The following is a 16,463-nucleotide window of genomic DNA, read 5'->3' as shown; positions in this document are numbered from 1 at the left end:
CGGGACGGACCCGCTCGAAAAAAACTCCACCCCGCAGCGACGGACGCCCCGTCCCTCCCCGTAGAGCAGATGTCAGAGCTGCTCCAGGAGCCGAAGGGTGGACCGGATGGGTGTCGAGATCTGTGTGGAAGGGCTGACCAAGTCCTTCGGTCACCAGGTCATCTGGCAGGACGTCTCGCTGACCATGCCCGCCGGGGAGGTCTCCGTCATGCTCGGCCCCTCGGGCACGGGCAAGTCGGTGTTCCTCAAGACGCTCGTCGGACTGCTGAAGCCGGAGCGCGGCTCGATCACGATCCAGGGCCGGGACATCACGAAGCTCCGTGAGCGCGACCTCTACGAGGTGCGGAAGCTCTTCGGCGTGCTGTTCCAGGACGGCGCGCTGTTCGGCTCGATGAACCTGTACGACAACATCGCCTTCCCGCTGCGCGAGCACACCCGCAAGTCGGAGAGCGAGATCCGGCGCATCGTGCTGGAGAAGATGGACATGGTCGGGCTGATCGGGTCCGAGGACAAGCTGCCCGGCGAGATCTCCGGCGGGATGCGCAAGCGGGCCGGTCTGGCCCGGGCCCTCGTCCTCGACCCGGAGATCATCCTCTTCGACGAGCCCGACTCGGGCCTGGACCCCGTGCGCGTCGCGTATCTCAACCAGCTCATCGTCGACCTCAACGCCCAGATCGACGCCACTTTCCTGATCGTCACGCACGACATCGCCTCCGCCCGCCAGGTGCCGGACAACATCGGGCTGTTGTTCCGGCGCGAGCTGGTCATGTTCGGGCCGCGCGAACAGTTGTTGACCAGCGAGGAGCCCGTCGTACGGCAGTTCCTGAACGGCCGGATGCAGGGCCCGATCGGCATGGCGGAGGAGAAGGACGCCGCACAGGTCGAGCAGGAGCTCGCCCAACTCGCCGACCCGGCACCCGACCAGGAACTGACTCCCCGCCTGCTGCCGGGGCCGGGCATCACCCGCCCGCCCCGCTGGCAGGCGATCGCCGACCGGGAAGCGGCGCTGCACCGAAAGGAGGTGGCCGACGCATGAGCCTGTCACCGACCGGAGCGCTGCGGCACTCGGGAAGTCTCTTCGCGATGGCGCTGGACGTCGTCCGGACCATCTTCCGACGCCCCTTCCAGGCGAGGGAGTTCATCCAGCAGGCCTGGTTCATCGCGAGCGTCACCATCCTGCCGACGGCCCTCGTGTCCATCCCCTTCGGGGCGGTCATCGCGCTGCAGATCGGCAGTCTGACCCGGCAGCTCGGTGCCCAGTCCTTCGCGGGGGCCGCCTCGGTGCTCGCGGTGCTGCGGGAGGCCTCGCCGATCGTCACCGCGCTGCTGATCGCGGGCGCCGGCGGCACGGCGATCTGCGCGGACCTCGGGGCACGGAAGATCCGCGAGGAGATCGACGCGATGCAGGTGCTGGGCATCGATCCCATCCACCGGCTGGTCGTGCCGCGGGTCCTGGCGTCGATGCTGGTGGCGGTGCTGCTCAACGGGCTGGTCTCGGTGGTCGGCGTCGCGGGCGGCTACTTCTTCAACGTCGTCCTGCAGAACGGCACTCCGGGCGCCTATCTCGCCTCCTTCACCACGCTCGCCCAGCTGTCCGACCTGTGGGCGGCGGAGATCAAGGCGATGGTGTTCGGGGCGATCGCGGCGATCGTCGCCTCGTACAAGGGACTGACGGCCAAGGGCGGCCCGAAGGGTGTGGGCGACGCCGTGAACCAGTCGGTGGTGATCACCTTCATGTTGCTGTTCGTGACGAACTTCGTGATGACCGCCGTGTACTTCCAAGTCGTTCCCCAGAGGGGCTGAGGCATGGCGCTGCTGAAAGGCCTGGAAGAGCTGGGTGCCCAGCTGTCCTTCTACGGGCGGTCGTTGGCGTGGACCGGCCGCACCCTGCGCCGCTACAAGAAGGAGATCCTGCGGCTGCTCGCCGAGGTGAGCTTCGGCCGCGGCGCCCTCGCCGTGGTGGGCGGCACCGTCGGTGTCATCGCCTTCCTCTCCTTCTTCACCGGCACGGAGGTGGGCCTGCAGGGGTACGCCGCGCTCAACCAGCTCGGTACCTCCAACTTCGTGGCGTTCCTGTCGGCGTACTTCAACACCCGCGAGATCGCGCCGCTGGTGGCCGGGCTCGCCCTGTCGGCGACGGTCGGCGCCGGGTTCACCGCGCAGCTCGGCGCGATGCGGATCAGCGAGGAGACCGACGCCCTCGAAGTCATGGGTGTGCCCTCGCTGCCGTTCCTGGTGACCACCCGGATGATCGCCGGGTTCGTCGCCGTGGTCCCGCTGTACGTGGTCGGCCTGCTGTCCTCGTACCTCGCTGCCCGCACCATCACCACCGGCTACTACGGGCAGTCGGCGGGCACCTACGACCACTACTTCGCGCAGTATCTGCCGCCGGTCGACGTGCTGTGGTCCTTCGGGAAGGTGCTCGTCTTCGCCGTTCTGATCATCCTGGTGCACTGCTTCTACGGCTACTACGCGAGCGGCGGCCCGGCGGGCGTCGGCGTCGCGGTGGGCCGCGCGGTGCGCACCTCGATCGTCGCGATCAACGTCCTGGACTTCTTCCTGTCGCTGGCGATCTGGGGCGCCAGCACGACCGTACGGATTGCGGGGTGAGCCGTATGAGAGTGGTGAGACTGCGGTTGTACGGCGTGGTGTTCCTCGCCGTGCTGGCTCTGTTGCTGTCGCTGTCCGTGGCCGTCTACCGGCAGGCGTTCACGCCGGTCGTGCGGATCACCCTGGAGGCCGACAGCCTCGGCAACCAGCTCGATCCGCGCGCCGACGTCAAGCTGCGCGGGCTGCTGGTCGGCGAGGTGCGTGAGGTGCGCGCGGACGGGACGAAGGCGACGCTCGACATCGCGCTGAAGCCCAAGTACGTCGCGCACATCCCGTCCGACGTGCACGCGCGCCTGCTGCCCAAGACGCTGTTCGGCGAGAAGTACGTCGACCTGGTCGCACCGCGCGGCTCCTCGGGCCGGCCCATTCGCGCCGGGGACGTCATCACCCAGGACCGCACCCGCGTCGGCATCGAGCTCCAGCAGCTGATGAACGACCTGCTGCCGCTGCTGCGGACCGTGCAGCCCGGCAAGCTCAACGCCACGCTCTCCGCGTTCGCCACCGCCCTCGAGGGGCGCGGCGACCGGATCGGCGACAACCTCACCCGCGTGGAGGCCTACCTGCGCCGCCTCAATCCGCACCTGCCGTCCCTGCGAGAGGACATCGCACGCTTCGCCGACGTCGCCGAGGTCTACGGCGACGCGGCGCCCGACCTGATGGAGATCCTGCGCAACACCGTGACCACCAGTCGCACGATCGTGGACCAGAAGGACCGGCTCGCGGCGGCGTTGAAGACCACCGCCACCGTCGCCGGCACCGCGGACGACTTCCTCGACGCGAACGGCGACCGGCTCATCACCCTGGGCCGGGTCTCCCGCCCCACCCTCGCGCTCTTCGCCCGCTACGCCCCCGAGTACCCCTGCCTCCTCGCCGGCCTGGTCCGTCAGGAGGAGGCCTCCGAGGAGGCGTTCCGGGGCGGCAAGATGCACATCACGCTGGAGGTCGTCCGGCAGCAGGGGGCGTACGAGCCCGGTGAGGAGCCCCGCTACGGCGAGCGGTCCGGTCCCGACTGCCGTGATCTGCCCGGTCCGCCGGTACCGGCACCGGGTGCCCATCTCGACGACGGTTCAAAGGCGGGGAGTTCAGCCGGGCCGCCCGGCGTGTCCGCCACCCGGGCCGAGCAGCGTGCCGTCGGATCGCTCGTGGCACCCGTCCTGGGCGTGCCCGCCGACGAGGTGCCGCCGGTCGCGACACTCCTGTTCGGACCGATGGCGCGCGGGACGGCGGTGAGCGTCGCATGAGGAGCACCTCAGTCCGGCAGACCGCAGCCCGGCAGAGCTCAGCCCGGCAGACCGCTGCCCCGCTGATCAAGTTCAGCCTGTTCGCCGTGGTGACCGTCCTGGCCACCGCCCTGCTGGCCGCCACCATCGTCAACATCTCCCTCACCCCCGAGCACACGTATCGCGCGGTGTTCAGCGATGTCACCGGCCTGGAGAAGGGCGACGACATCCGGGTGGCCGGGGTGCGCGTCGGCGAGGTCGAGGACATCCGGATCAAGGACCGGACGCTGGCGGAGATCACCTTCACGGTCAGTGAGGACCGGCCGCTACTCACCGGCACGGGCGCGGTCATCCGCTACCGGAACCTGGTCGGACAGCGGTACGTCGCCCTGAGCGAGGGTGCGGGCGACGGCACCCGGCTGAAGCCCGGGGCCACCATCCCGCTGTCGCGCACCCAGCCGGCGCTGGACCTCAACGCGCTGCTGAACGGCTTCAAGCCGCTGTTCGCCGCGCTCAGTCCGCAGGACGTCAACCAGCTGGCCACCGAGATCATCCGGACGCTGCAGGGCGAGGGCGGAACCGTCAACAGCCTGCTCGCGCACACGGCTTCGCTCACCACGACGCTGGCCGGCCGGGACCAGCTGATCGGTTCGGTGGTCGACAACCTCAACACCGTGCTGGAGACCCTCGACAAGCGCGGCGGCCGCTTCTCCGGGCTGCTCAAGCAGCTGCGCCGGGTGATCTCGGGGCTGTCCGCCGACCGTAAGCCCATCGGGGAGTCGCTGGTGAGCATCGGCGGCCTGACCGAGGCCACGTCGGGGCTGCTGAAGGATGCGCGCCCGCCGCTCAAGGACGACATCGCCGAGCTGACCGATCTCACCGGAACGCTGAACGACAACGAGAAGACCGTGGAGGGCGTCCTGAAGCGGCTGCCGAACAAGCTGAACGAGCTGACGGGGACGGCGTCCTACGGCTCGTGGTTCAACTTCTACCTCTGCGACTTCGACGGCCGGATCGTGCTGCCGAAGACGCGGGAAGTGCTCACTCCCGACCTGCACGTGGCGAGGGCGAGGTGCGGCGCATGACGAGGCGCGTCCTTTCCGCAAGGCTCCCCCGCATCCGGCTCCCCCGCATCCGGCTCCCCCGCATCCGGCTCCCCCGCATCCGGGTCCGCCGCCCGCGCCTGATCCCGTTCCGGGAGCGCAACCCCGTGGTGATCGGGGCCGTCGGCCTCACCACGCTCGCGCTGCTGACCGTGGCCGCGTTCAACGCCGACAGCCTGCCGCTGATCGGCGGCGGCGAGACGTACCGCGCCGCCTTCTCGGAGGCGGGCGGCCTCAAGCCCGGCGACGAGGTGCGGATCGCCGGGGTCAAGGTCGGCAAGATCGAGGAGGTCGATCTGGACGGCGACCACGTCAGGGTCACCTTCAAGATCAAGGGCGACCCTTCGTTCGGCACCGGCACCGGAGCGTCGATCCGCGTCAAGACGATCCTCGGCGCGAAGTACCTCGCGCTGCACCCCAGGGGGCCGGGGCAGCTGAGGCCCGGCACCGAGATACCCCTGCGGCGCACAGTTCCGGCGTACGACGTCGTACAGGCCTTCAGCGACCTCACCACGACGACCGAGGAGGTCGACACCGACCGGCTGGCCACGGCCCTGGACACCATCTCGACCACCTTCCAGGACTCGCCGGCAGAGGTACGGGCGTCCATCAAGGGCCTGTCGAAGATCTCCCGGACGGTCGCCTCACGCGACCAGGAGCTCAGGGAGCTGCTCGACCACGCGAACGGCGTCACGGGCGTGCTGGCCGAGCGCTCCGAGGACTTCACCGCCCTGGTGAAGGACGGCGACGCGTTGTTCAAGGAGATCAGTAAGCGGCGCAAGGCGATCCACACCCTGCTGAAGAGCTCCGCCGCGCTCGGCGTCGAGCTGTCCGGCCTGGTCGAGGACAACGACAAGGAGATCGGGCCCGCGCTCAAGGGCCTGGGCCGCGTGGTCGAGATGCTCGAACGCAATCAGTCCAGCCTCGACCGGAGCGTCAAGCTGCTCGCGCCCTATGTGCGGCTCTTCACCAACACCCTCGGCAACGGCCGCTGGTTCGACTCCTACGTCCAGAACCTGGTCGCCGCTCCGGTGGTGCCGCGCACGGGAGGCGCGCAGTGAACAACCTGAAGACACGCGTGGCCGTGGTCACCGCACTCGCCGTCGTCGCCGCCCTCACCTACGTGCTGTGGCCGCGCTCCGAGCCCGTGCGGGTCACCGCGTACTTCCCGCGCACCGTCGGCATCTACCCCGGCTCGGACGTCCGGGTCCTCGGCGTCCGGATCGGCGAGGTCGAGAAGATCACGCCGGAGGGCGACCGGGTGCGGGTGGAGCTGGAGTACGAGGCCGGCCGCAGGGTTCCGACGGACGCGCGGGCCGCGATCATCAACTCCTCGGTGGTCAGCGACCGTTACGTGCAGCTGCTGCCGGTGTACCGCGGCGGTCCGGCGATGGGGGACGGTGACGTCATCCCCGAGTCGCGCACGGCCGTGCCCGTCGAACTGGACCGCGTCTTCGACAGCTTGCACACCACGGCCGAGTCGCTCGGCCCCGAGGGGGCCAACAAGGACGGCTCGCTGTCCCGGCTGCTCGGGGTGAGCGCCGACAACCTGGACGGGCAGGGCGCACACCTGAACCAGACGGTCGAGGACCTCTCGGAGGCGGTCACCACGCTGTCCGACGGCCGCGGCGATCTCTTCGGCACGGTGCGCAACCTCCAGGTGTTCACGGCGGCGCTGGCCGCCGACGACAAGAGCGTGCGGTCGTTCAACACCGGCCTCGCCAAGGTCGCCGAGCAGCTCGCGGGCGAACGCGAGGATCTGGCGGCCGCGCTGAAGAACCTGGGAACGGCCCTCGGGGACGTGTCCGACTTCGTGAAGAGGAACAAGAACTCGCTGACCTCGAACGTGACGGGCCTCAGCAAGGTGACCAAAGTGCTCGTCACCCAACGGGCGGCGCTGGAGGAGCTGTTGGAGGTCGCACCCACCGGCATGTCGAACCTGAACAACGCCTACAACCCGTCCGCGGGCACCCTCGACACCCGCAACAACCCGAATCAGCCCCAGGATCCGGCCTCCCTGCTGTGCTCCGTGCTGAAGACCACCGGGGACGAGACCGACTGCAAGGAGTTGAGGGAGCTGTTCGACTCCCTGCCCGAGGTGCCGCAGGGCCCGGCGGTCACCGGCACGGTCGACCGGACCCTCGGCGGGATCCTGGGGGCGAGCGCATGAGCGTACGACGCGGGGCCGGGGCCCTCGCCTGGGCGGCCATCGGCTCGCTGCTGCTGTCCGGCTGCGAGTTCAACGGCTGGTACGACGTCCCGCTGCCCGGCGGTGCCGCCGCGGACGGGCGCGCGTACCGCGTCACCGTCGAGTTCCGGGACGTCCTCGACCTGGTGCCGCAGTCGGCGGTGAAGGTCAACAACGTCACCGTGGGCGCTGTCGAGAAGGTGGAGCTGGACGGCTGGCACGCGCGCGTGCGGCTGCGGATCGCGGACTCGGTGAAGCTGCCCGCCAACGCGGTGGCCGAGCTGCGGCAGACCAGCATGCTCGGCGAGAAGTACGTGGCGCTCTCCGCCCCGACGGGCACGGAACCCGTGGGCCGGCTCGGCGACGGCGACCGCGTCCCGCTGTCCCGCAGCGGCCGCAACCCGGAGATCGAGGAGGTGCTGTCCGCGCTGTCCGCACTGCTCAACGGCGGCGGAGTGGCCCAGCTCAAGACGATCACGGTGGAGCTGAACAAGGCCCTGGACGGGCGGGAGAACCGGGTCAGGTCCCTGCTCAAGGAGCTGAACACGTTCATCGGCGGCCTGGACGACCAGCGCCAGGACATCGTCCGCGCCCTGAAGGCCGTCGACCGGCTCGCGGGGCGGCTCGGGAAGGAGAAGAAGACGATCGCCCGGGCCGTCGACACCATGCCGCCCGCCCTGAAGGTCCTCGCCGACCAGCGGCGTGATCTGACGAGGATGCTCACCGCCCTGTCGAAGCTCGGCGAGACGGGCACCAAGGTGGTCAACGCCTCGCACGAGGACACCGTCGCGAACCTGAAGCGGCTCGCGCCGATCCTGCGGCAACTGAACAAGGCGGGCGACGACCTGCCCAACTCCCTTGAACTGCTGACCACTTACCCCTTCCCCCGCAACGCGGTGGACGCCATCAAGGGCGACTACGTCAATCTCCACCTCACCGCCGACCTCGATCTGGCCGGCCTCTACGGGAACCTGACGGACGAGCCCGGCTCCGGCGGGGGCAACGGTGACTCCGCCGAGCCCGACCCGCCCGACGTACCCGACCTCCCGGACCTCCCGGACCTGCCCGCCGTCCCGACGCCCACCGCCCTGCCGGACGCACCCGGCCTGCCGTCCCCCTCGGCTCCCCCGGGCGGCGGCGACCTGCTGTGCCCGCCGGTGTGCAGCAGCGGTTACCGCACCGGCAGCAGTTACCGCACCGAGGGCGGCCTGCCCGAGGGCATCGACCTTGAGCTCGCCGAGCTGATGCTGAAGGGGGTTCAGCCGTGATCACCCGTACGGTCAAGGCCCAGCTGCTCGCCTTCGCCACCGTCACCGCGGTCGGGGTGTCGTACGTCGGCGCCGAGTACACCGGCCTGGTGGACGCCGTCCTGGACCGCGGCTACACCGTGCGGGCGGACTTCGCCGACTCCGGGGGCATCTTCTCCGGCGCCGAGGTCACCTATCGCGGGGTGCCGGTGGGCCGGGTCGGTGCGCTGCGGCTGACGGGCGCCGACGGCGTCTCGGTGGCCCTCGACATCGACGACGGGGCGCCGCGCATCCCCGCGGACGCCCTCGCCGTGGTGGCGAACCGTTCGGCGGTGGGCGAGCAGTACGTCGATCTGCAGCCGCGTACCACCCACGGCCCGTATCTGCTCGACGGCAGCACCATCCCCCGCGACCGCACCCGCGTGCCGCTGCCCGCGACGGACCTCGTGCTCGCCCTGGACCGGCTGGTGAACTCCGTCGGCAAGGACGATCTGCGGGTCACTGTCGACGAGTTGGACCAGGCCTTCTCCGGCACCGGACCGAACCTGAGCCGGCTGGTGGACTCGGGCAACGCACTCGTCGAGGCGGCATCCGAGTCGCTGCCCGAGACGATCACGCTGATCGAGGACTCGCGGAAGGTCCTCAAGACGCAGGCCGACCAGGGCTCGTCGATCAAGTCCTTCGCGCGTGATCTGGCAGCGCTCACCGCGCAGTTGAAGTCGAGCGACGGGGACCTGCGCACGCTGATCGGCAACGCCACGCCGGCCGCGCAGCAGGTGAACTCGCTGCTGAAGTCGACCGGGCCGCGGCTGTCGGTGCTGCTGGCCAACCTGATCAGCGGCGGCCAGGTCACCCTGGCGCGGCTGCCCGGCGTGGAGCAGGCCCTGGTCACCTTCCCGGTGATGGTCGCGGGCAGCTACACCGTCATCCCCGGCGACGGCACCACCCACTTCGGGCTGGTCGTCAACGCCGACGACCCGCCCGGATGCACCCAGGGATACGGCACGGCACGCCGCGACCCCGCCGACACCAGCACGCGCGAGGCGAACACCGACGCGCGCTGCACGGCCCCGCGCGGGAGCGGGACGTCGGTGCGGGGTGCGCAGAACGCCCCCGGCGCGACGTCCGCTTCCGGCGACGCGAACCGGGCGGCGTACGTCACGCCGTACGACCCGGAGACCGGCACCGCCACCGGCCCGGACGGAAGGCTCGTCGAGATCGGCTCGACGGGCGGCCAACAGGCCGTATTCGGAAAGGAGTCGTGGCAATGGCTGCTCGTCGGACCGATGGCATGAAGAGGGCCCTCACCGTGGGGCTGGTGGTGGCGACCGTCCTCACCACCGCCCTGACGACCTGGTTGGGCCTCGGCCTCCACGATCAGCGCGAGGCGGACCAGCGGCGCCAGGACATCCTCGCCGCCGCCCGCCAGTCGGCGCTGAACTTCACCTCGCTCGACTACCGGCACTACGACCGGGACAGCGCGAACGTGCTCAAGAGCGCCACCGGCGACTTCAAGAAGCAGTTCGCCGCACAGACCGAGCAGCTGACCGAACTCGTCGCCGAGAACAGGTCCGTGTCCCAGGGCCAGGTCCTCGAAGCGGGCATCGTCCGGTCCGACGAGCACTCGGCCCGCGTCCTGGTCGTCGCCGACAGCAAGGTGACCAACACCGCGGTGCCCAAGGGGGAGGCGCGCACCTACCGGCTGCGGCTCGACCTGGTGCAGCGGGACGACCGCTGGCTGACCTCCGACGTCGAGTTCGTCGGCTGACCGCCACCATCAGTCGTCACCATCAGTAAGGAGTACGAGCATGGCGAGGACGACGACGCGGGGCCGCGGCTCCGGATCGAGCACCCGGCACACCATGACCGCCGCCGCCCGTGCGGCGGCCAGACGCGCGGAGCGCGGCCACCGCGAGCCGGGGCCGGCGACCGCCGACGAAGCGCCGCTCACCGGGCGCACCGTGCTTGTCGAGGCCCCGGGGGACGGCTGGGACGACCCGCCGGAGCCGTCGCCGGAGGCCTTCGAGGAGGACGACGCGCCGCAGGAGCAGGGTGGGCGCCGTCGACGGAGACTGTTCACCGCGGTCATGGGCGTCCTGCTCGTGGCGGGGCTGGTCGCCGTCGCCGTACTGGGGTGGCAGTACCGGGAGGGACGACGGGCGGACGACGCCCGGGGTGAGGCGCTCGCGGCCGCGCGGAAGGCGGCGCCGGTCGTGCTGTCGTACGACTACCAGCACCTGGACCGGGACTTCGCCCGGGCCCGCGGCCATCTGACCGGGACGTTCCGGGACGAGTACCGGAAGACCACGGCCACCGTGGTCGCACCGACCGCGGAGAAGTACCACGGGGTGGTCAAGGCGACGGTCGCCACGGCCTCCGTCGTATCGGCTTCCCCGGACAAGGTCACGGTCCTGCTCTTCGTCAACCAGGTCACCCGGAGCACCCAGGTCTCGGGATCCCGCGTGGATCTGAACCGGGTGCGGATGACGGTGACCCGCACGTCCAAGGGCTGGAAGGTGAGTGCCGTCGACGCCCTGTGATCAGTCCGTTCGCCCTGCCCCCGTGCCCCCGCGCGGGGGCTTTTTTTGCGTGGGCACTCTTGACACTCCTCCCCGATTCCGGGCAGTCTTCCGTTAAGCAGAAACTAACTTCCGTAATACGGAAACACAACCACGGAAGGGAGCGCCGGCCCACATGCCAGGTTCTGAATGGGGCACAGCCGCAGAGCAGCGCTTCAACGTCAACCTGTCGATCCTCTTCACGGAACTCCCGCTCCTGGAGCGCCCCGCGGCCGCCGCCGCGGTCGGCTTCGGCGCGGTCGAGCTGTGGTGGCCCTGGCTCGACTCCCCCACCCCCGAGCGGTCCGAGCTCGACGCCCTGAAGCAGGCGATCGAGAACGCGGGCGTCCAGCTCACCGGGCTGAACTTCTACGCCGGACAGCTGCCCGGCCCGGACCGGGGCGCCCTGTCGATCCCGGGCGAGGAGTCGGAACGGTTCCGCGCCAACATCGACGTGGCGGCCGGCTTCGCCGAGTCCCTCGGCTGCAAGGCCCTCAACGCCCTGTACGGCAACCGCGTCGAGGGCGTGGACCCGGCCGAGCAGGACGCGCTCGCGCTGGAGAACCTGGTGCTCGCGGCCCGGGCCGCCGACCGGATCGGCGCGATCCTGCTGATCGAGGCCCTCAACCGGCCCGAGTCTCCGCGGTACCCGCTGGTGAGCGCACCCGCCGCCGTGGGCATCGTCGACAAGGTCAACCAGGCGTCCGGGCTGGGCAACGCGCGGTTCCTCATGGACCTCTACCACCTGTCCATGAACGGTGAGGACCTGCCGTCGGTGATCGAGCGGTACGCCGCGAAGACCGGCCATGTGCAGATCGCGGACAACCCCGGGCGCGGCGCGCCGGGCACGGGCTCGCTCCCCCTCGAAGACCTCCTCGGCCGGCTCGCGAAGGCCGGTTACGAGGGCTGGGTCGGCCTGGAGTACAAGCCGGGCGACCGTCCGAGCGCGGCGGCCTTCGACTGGCTGCCGGCCGCGGCCCGAGCCGCTCGCTGAGCGGCAACTCACAGACGTAGAACAGCAGTCAGAGAGGCACCCTCATGACCACGAACCTCGCAGATCATTCCCACCCGACCCGCCCGGCGATTGCCTGGATAGGCCTCGGCATCATGGGCTCCCCGATGTCCGAGAACCTCATCAAGGCGGGTTACGACGTCACCGGCTTCACCCTGGAGCAGGACAAGCTCGACCGGCTGACCGCCGCCGGCGGCACCGCGGCCGGCTCGATCGCCGAGGCCGTCCGGGACGCCGACGTCGTGATCACGATGGTGCCCGCGTCCCCGCACGTCGAGGCCATCGCGTACGGCCCGGACGGCATCCTGGAGAACGCGCGGTCCGGCGCCCTGCTGATCGACATGTCCTCGATCACCCCGCAGACCTCGGTCGACCTGGCGAAGGCGGCCAGGGACAAGGGCATCCGCGTCCTGGACGCGCCCGTGTCCGGCGGTGAGGCCGGTGCGGTCGAGGCCGTACTGTCCATCATGGTCGGCGGCGAGCAGGCCGACTTCGACCAGGCGGAGCCGATCTTCGAGGCGCTCGGCAAGACGATCGTCCTGTGCGGTCCGCACGGCTCGGGTCAGACCGTGAAGGCCGCCAACCAGCTGATCGTCGCCGTGAACATCCAGGCGTGCGCCGAGGCCGTGGTCTTCCTGGAGAAGTCGGGCGTGGACCTGAAGGCGGCCCTCGACGTCCTGAACGGCGGGCTGGCCGGCTCCACGGTGCTGACGCGCAAGAAGGACAACTTCCTGAACCGCGACTTCAAGCCCGGCTTCCGTATCGACCTGCACCACAAGGACATGGGCATCGTCACCGACGCCGCCCGCAACGTCGGCGCGGCCCTGCCCGTCGGTGCCGTGGTCGCCCAGCTGGTCGCGAGCCTGCGTGCGCAGGGCGACGGCGGGCTCGACCACTCGGCACTGCTGCGGGCGGTGGAGCGCCTGTCCGGCGCCCAGGTCTGACGCCCTCCCCCAAGCTCCGGGCGGCGTCGGTGCTGACAACTGTCCTGTCGCGCCCAGGCGTCGGCGCCGCCCGGAATCCACTCCAGCGTGCCCCGAACTCCCTGCCCGCGCCCGACCACCGGCGACCCGGATGAGGGGTGGTCGACCGGTCATACGGGCGCGGGCAGGGCAAGGACCGCGGCGGCGTGCGAGCCAGTGCGGTGGTGAAGGACCGGGGACCCTCTTCTCGACCTGAGGGAAGGGCGTCCCGGGCTCCGTCGCAACCGCCGCGGTCCCAGGATCCCCGGTGAGCGCCGGATGCGGACGGTCCCGCATCCGGCGCTCACCGGCGTATCCGGGAGGTGCGGGGGCACTCCGGGGTGCGGATCCGCCCCGCCCGCAGGAGCCTGAAGGCATGGCACCTCCGGCACACCCCACGCAGCACCCGCACATCGTGGTCCACGCCCCCGCCCTGGACGGCTCCCGGCGCGTGACCTGGGACGACGAGAACCTCGGCGTCGCCTCGCACCTGGACGACGTGGTCGAGTTCCTGCGCCTCGCGGACCTCGACCAGGTCGAGGTCGAGGAGAGCGACATCATCGAATGGCAGGGCGGCGGCCCCGACGACTGGCCGGGACTCTCCGAGCACCACGAGCAGTGAGCCCGTCGGACACGACACGTACGCCACCGGTCGTACGTAGGGGGCTCCGTGCGCACGGAGATCAGGCCGCTCCGGGTGCGAGTACACGGCCGCTCGGACCGGGCACCGGGCACGTCGGCTCATGCCGCGCACGCGAAAGGGCGGCCCAGCCTCTCGGCCGGGCCGCCCCTGAGTGACCGACGGCAGTGCTGCCGCCCGGCGTCAGACCTTCAGTGTCCTGATCGAGGTCGGGGCGTGGCCCGGCTCGGTCGCGAGTTCCTCGAACTCGACGACGTTGCTGATGTCGTTGGTCTTGGACATCGCGATGTTGGTGACGCGCTCCAGGATGGCCTCGACGACGACCGGCACCTGGAACTCGGCGGCGAGCTTCTTGGCCTGCTCGAAGGCGGCGCCCAGTTCGGCCGGGTCGGTCACGCGGAGCGCCTTGCAGCCGAGACCCTCGACGACCTTGACGTGGTCGACGCCGTACACCCCGAGCTCTGGGGAGTTGATGTTCTCAAACTCCAGGTTGACCTGGAAGTCGATGTCCAGGCCGAGCTGCGCCTGGCGGATCAGGCCCAGGTAGGCGTTGTTGACGAGGACATGGACGTACGGGATCTTGTGCTGCGCGCCGACCGCCAGCTCCTCGATCATGAACTGGAAGTCGTAGTCGCCGGAGAGGGCCACCACGGAAGCCTCCGGGTCGGCCTTCGCGACGCCGAGCGCGGCCGGGATCGTCCAGCCGAGGGGCCCCGCCTGGCCGCAGTTGATCCAGTGACGGGGCCGGTAGACGTGCAGCATCTGGGCGCCGGCGATCTGCGAGAGGCCGATCGTGGAGACGTACCGGGTCTCCGGGCCGAAGGCCTTGTTCATCTCCTCGTAGACGCGCTGCGGCTTGATCGGGATGTCGTCGAAGTGTGTCCGGCGCTGCAGCGTGGCCTTCTTCTCCTGTGCGGCAGCCGCCCACGCGGAGCGGTCGGGCAGCCGGCCCGCTTCCCTCAACTCCCTTGCCACCTGCACGAACAGCTCCAGCGCGGCCTTGGCATCGGAGGCGATGCCGTAGTCCGGGGCGAAGATCCTGCCGATCTGGGTGGGCTCGACGTCGACGTGGACGAAGGTCCGGCCGGCCGTGTAGACGTCGAGCCTGCCGGTGTGGCGGTTGGCCCAGCGGTTGCCGATGCCGAGGACGAAGTCGGACTCCAGGAAGGTGGCGTTGCCGTAGCGGTGCGAGGTCTGGAGGCCGACCATGCCGGCGTTCAGCTCGTGGTCGTCGGGGAGCACCCCCCAGCCCATGAGGGTGGGGACGACCGGGACGCCGGTCAACTCGGCGAACTCCACCAGCAGTTCGGCGGCGTCGGCGTTGATGACACCGCCGCCGGCGACGATCAGCGGGCGCTCGGAGGCGTTGAGCATGCCGATCGCCTTCTCGGCCTGGGCGCGGGTCGCGGCCGGCTTGTAGACCGGCAGCGGCTCGTACGTCTCGGGGTCGAACTCGATCTCCGTCAGCTGGACGTCTATCGGCAGGTCGATCAGCACCGGGCCCGGGCGGCCGGAGCGCATGAGGTGGAAGGCCTGCTGGAAGACGCCGGGAACCTGCGCTGCCTCCAGCACCGTGACCGCCATCTTCGTCACCGGTGTGGCGATGGAGGCGATGTCGACGGCCTGGAAGTCCTCCTTGTGGATCACGGCGGTCGGGGCCTGGCCCGTGATGCACAGGATCGGGACGGAGTCGCCGAGGGCCGAGTACAGGCCGGTGATCATGTCGGTGCCGGCCGGTCCTGAGGTGCCGATGCAGACGCCGATGTTGCCCGGGTGGGTACGGGTGTAGCCCTCGGCCATGTGCGAGGCGCCCTCCACGTGCCGGGCGAGGGTGTGGTGGATGCCGCCGGAGGCCTTGAGCGCCGCGTAGAAGGGATTGATCGCCGCGCCCGGGACCCCGAACGCGTCGGTGACGCCTTCGCGCCTGAGAATCTCAACTGCCGCGCGGGCAGCGGTCATTCGAGCCATCGAGTACTCCTGCTTCGGCTGTCGGATCCGCACTCCCGTCGCGCCCCGCGGTGAGCACTTCCCGTGTCTTCTCTCTCCACAACGAATTCCGTAATGTGGAAAGTATTTTCTACTATCTGGAAGCAATGTAAGTGGGCGGGCGAAGGCCGTCAAGAGAGGGACAAGCGGGGGTCGCCTGGAGGACGATGGGGGCCATGTCCGAGAGCGTGTCGGTGTGCTGCCCGGCCTGCAGACGCGAGCACGTCTACGAGGCATCGTCGTATCCCTGCGTGTGCGGGGTGCCCGTCGCCCCGGCGCTCGACGAGCACGGGGCGGTCACCGCGGTCGCCCATCGTGCCTGGGACGAGGACTGGGTCGTCGTGCGGTGCGAGGCCTGCGGCCGCCGCACCCAGTGGCCGTACCCGGAGCTGGGCTGCGGCTGCGGGGCGGTGCTGCGCATCCCGGTGGCCGGGCCGTCGGCCGCGCCGAGCCCCCGGGCCGCCGCCCCGGCCCGGCGTCGCGTCTTCCAGCCCGTCGCGATCCGCACCGCCCGCGACGCGGTCACCGCGGCCGCCCTCTATCTGCGCTGGCTCGGCTACCGGGACATCCGCCGGGCCGACCAGCGGCCCCCGTCCGGCATCGGCCTCGCCGCGCGCGGCCTGCTGGTCCAGGTCGACCCGACCGTACGCCCGGCGACCCTGCGCGACGTGGAGTGCCTGTGGCTGACGGCCATGACGGAGTCCACGTCCTGCGTCTACTTCTCCCTCGCCGGCTTCTCCCCCGACGCCCGCGCCCGCGCCGACGTGCTGGGGATTCCGCTGTTCGTCCTCGACCTCACCGGCACGCCGCAGGCGGTGAACAGCCACGCGGACGACCTGGATGCCGACGGGGCATGACGTGCGCGTTGTTCGCTCGCGCCGAACCCCTCAGCCCTCGACACTCACCGCAGGGGCGCTGCCCCTTCGACCCCCGTACC

The 16,463-nt window shown here is 70.4% G+C and carries 16 protein-coding genes; 15 read left to right on the top strand and 1 reads right to left on the bottom strand.

The window, feature by feature from the left end; genetic code table 11:
• Nucleotides 1-106: 106 nt before the first annotated feature.
• From QFZ76_RS39670 to QFZ76_RS39605, 14 genes are all read left to right on the top strand, one after another.
• Complete coding sequence (locus tag QFZ76_RS39670) at nucleotides 107-1,036, top strand: ABC transporter ATP-binding protein (protein WP_307680262.1); 930 nt, start codon at nucleotides 107-109, stop codon at nucleotides 1,034-1,036.
• The gene (locus QFZ76_RS39665) at nucleotides 1,033-1,803 is read left to right on the top strand and encodes an ABC transporter permease (RefSeq protein ID WP_307678194.1); all 771 of its coding nucleotides are present in this window, start codon (nucleotides 1,033-1,035) and stop codon (nucleotides 1,801-1,803) included. Before QFZ76_RS39670 ends, QFZ76_RS39665 begins: the two co-directional genes overlap by 4 nt.
• Nucleotides 1,804-1,806: 3 nt before the next feature.
• Nucleotides 1,807-2,610 carry an ABC transporter permease gene (locus QFZ76_RS39660; RefSeq protein WP_266449844.1) on the top strand — a complete coding sequence of 268 codons (804 nt, stop codon included), beginning with the start codon at nucleotides 1,807-1,809 and terminating at the stop codon, nucleotides 2,608-2,610.
• Between the two features lie 5 nt (nucleotides 2,611-2,615).
• A complete protein-coding gene (locus QFZ76_RS39655) occupies nucleotides 2,616-3,851 on the top strand; it encodes an MCE family protein (RefSeq protein ID WP_307678193.1) in 1,236 nt (411 codons plus the stop codon).
• Nucleotides 3,848-4,915, top strand: a complete 1,068-nt coding sequence (locus tag QFZ76_RS39650) for an MCE family protein (protein ID WP_307678192.1) — start codon at nucleotides 3,848-3,850, stop codon at nucleotides 4,913-4,915. The genes QFZ76_RS39655 and QFZ76_RS39650 overlap by 4 nt, the downstream gene beginning before the upstream one ends.
• 98 nt (nucleotides 4,916-5,013) lie before the next feature.
• Nucleotides 5,014-5,994, top strand: coding sequence for an MCE family protein (locus tag QFZ76_RS39645; protein WP_307680261.1), 981 nt, complete (start codon nucleotides 5,014-5,016; stop codon nucleotides 5,992-5,994).
• Nucleotides 5,991-7,103 (top strand): MCE family protein, encoded by a 1,113-nt coding sequence (locus tag QFZ76_RS39640; protein WP_307678191.1) that lies wholly within the window; start codon nucleotides 5,991-5,993, stop codon nucleotides 7,101-7,103. The genes QFZ76_RS39645 and QFZ76_RS39640 overlap by 4 nt, the downstream gene beginning before the upstream one ends.
• Nucleotides 7,100-8,389 (top strand): MCE family protein, encoded by a 1,290-nt coding sequence (locus tag QFZ76_RS39635; protein ID WP_307678190.1) that lies wholly within the window; start codon nucleotides 7,100-7,102, stop codon nucleotides 8,387-8,389. The genes QFZ76_RS39640 and QFZ76_RS39635 overlap by 4 nt, the downstream gene beginning before the upstream one ends.
• Nucleotides 8,386-9,663: an MCE family protein gene (locus tag QFZ76_RS39630; RefSeq protein WP_307678189.1), complete on the top strand. Its 1,278-nt coding sequence runs from the start codon at nucleotides 8,386-8,388 to the stop codon at nucleotides 9,661-9,663. The genes QFZ76_RS39635 and QFZ76_RS39630 overlap by 4 nt, the downstream gene beginning before the upstream one ends.
• Nucleotides 9,636-10,136, top strand: coding sequence for a hypothetical protein (locus QFZ76_RS39625; protein WP_307678188.1), 501 nt, complete (start codon nucleotides 9,636-9,638; stop codon nucleotides 10,134-10,136). Before QFZ76_RS39630 ends, QFZ76_RS39625 begins: the two co-directional genes overlap by 28 nt.
• Nucleotides 10,137-10,176: 40 nt before the next feature.
• Nucleotides 10,177-10,908, top strand: a complete 732-nt coding sequence (locus QFZ76_RS39620; RefSeq protein ID WP_307678187.1) for a hypothetical protein — start codon at nucleotides 10,177-10,179, stop codon at nucleotides 10,906-10,908.
• A 154-nt stretch (nucleotides 10,909-11,062) separates the two neighbouring features.
• On the top strand, nucleotides 11,063-11,920 hold the full coding sequence (locus QFZ76_RS39615) for a TIM barrel protein (protein WP_307678186.1): 858 nt from the start codon (nucleotides 11,063-11,065) through the stop codon (nucleotides 11,918-11,920).
• Between the two features lie 44 nt (nucleotides 11,921-11,964).
• On the top strand, nucleotides 11,965-12,882 hold the full coding sequence (locus QFZ76_RS39610) for a 2-hydroxy-3-oxopropionate reductase (protein ID WP_307678185.1): 918 nt from the start codon (nucleotides 11,965-11,967) through the stop codon (nucleotides 12,880-12,882).
• A gap of 394 nt (nucleotides 12,883-13,276) precedes the next feature.
• A complete protein-coding gene (locus QFZ76_RS39605) occupies nucleotides 13,277-13,522 on the top strand; it encodes a hypothetical protein (RefSeq protein WP_217238932.1) in 246 nt (81 codons plus the stop codon).
• 201 nt (nucleotides 13,523-13,723) lie between these two features.
• Here the strand turns inward: QFZ76_RS39605 and gcl are convergent, their stop codons facing one another.
• Entirely contained in the window at nucleotides 13,724-15,508 is a 1,785-nt protein-coding gene (gene gcl, locus QFZ76_RS39600) for a glyoxylate carboligase (protein ID WP_307678184.1), read from the bottom strand.
• 185 nt (nucleotides 15,509-15,693) lie between these two features.
• Here gcl and QFZ76_RS39595 point away from each other — a divergent pair, with 185 nt between their 5' ends.
• Complete coding sequence (locus tag QFZ76_RS39595; RefSeq protein ID WP_307678183.1) at nucleotides 15,694-16,383, top strand: hypothetical protein; 690 nt, start codon at nucleotides 15,694-15,696, stop codon at nucleotides 16,381-16,383.
• The last annotated feature ends 80 nt before the right edge of the window (nucleotides 16,384-16,463 follow it).

Source organism: Streptomyces sp. V4I2 (assembly GCF_030817655.1).
Taxonomy (GTDB): domain Bacteria; phylum Actinomycetota; class Actinomycetes; order Streptomycetales; family Streptomycetaceae; genus Streptomyces; species Streptomyces plumbiresistens.
Note: the sequence above shows the minus strand (reverse complement) of the source record. Positions and strands in the feature narration are given on the sequence as shown.

Coding starts and splice junctions, on each gene's coding strand:
- QFZ76_RS39625 (WP_307678188.1), top strand. CDS start 9,636: ATGGCTGCTCGTCGGACCGATGGCATGAAGAGGGCCCTCACCGTGGGG.
- QFZ76_RS39660 (WP_266449844.1), top strand. CDS start 1,807: ATGGCGCTGCTGAAAGGCCTGGAAGAGCTGGGTGCCCAGCTGTCCTTC.
- QFZ76_RS39615 (WP_307678186.1), top strand. CDS start 11,063: ATGCCAGGTTCTGAATGGGGCACAGCCGCAGAGCAGCGCTTCAACGTC.
- QFZ76_RS39610 (WP_307678185.1), top strand. CDS start 11,965: ATGACCACGAACCTCGCAGATCATTCCCACCCGACCCGCCCGGCGATT.
- QFZ76_RS39670 (WP_307680262.1), top strand. CDS start 107: ATGGGTGTCGAGATCTGTGTGGAAGGGCTGACCAAGTCCTTCGGTCAC.
- QFZ76_RS39655 (WP_307678193.1), top strand. CDS start 2,616: ATGAGAGTGGTGAGACTGCGGTTGTACGGCGTGGTGTTCCTCGCCGTG.
- QFZ76_RS39605 (WP_217238932.1), top strand. CDS start 13,277: ATGGCACCTCCGGCACACCCCACGCAGCACCCGCACATCGTGGTCCAC.
- QFZ76_RS39650 (WP_307678192.1), top strand. CDS start 3,848: ATGAGGAGCACCTCAGTCCGGCAGACCGCAGCCCGGCAGAGCTCAGCC.
- QFZ76_RS39635 (WP_307678190.1), top strand. CDS start 7,100: ATGAGCGTACGACGCGGGGCCGGGGCCCTCGCCTGGGCGGCCATCGGC.
- QFZ76_RS39620 (WP_307678187.1), top strand. CDS start 10,177: ATGGCGAGGACGACGACGCGGGGCCGCGGCTCCGGATCGAGCACCCGG.
- QFZ76_RS39665 (WP_307678194.1), top strand. CDS start 1,033: ATGAGCCTGTCACCGACCGGAGCGCTGCGGCACTCGGGAAGTCTCTTC.
- gcl (WP_307678184.1), bottom strand. CDS start 15,508: ATGGCTCGAATGACCGCTGCCCGCGCGGCAGTTGAGATTCTCAGGCGC.
- QFZ76_RS39595 (WP_307678183.1), top strand. CDS start 15,694: ATGGGGGCCATGTCCGAGAGCGTGTCGGTGTGCTGCCCGGCCTGCAGA.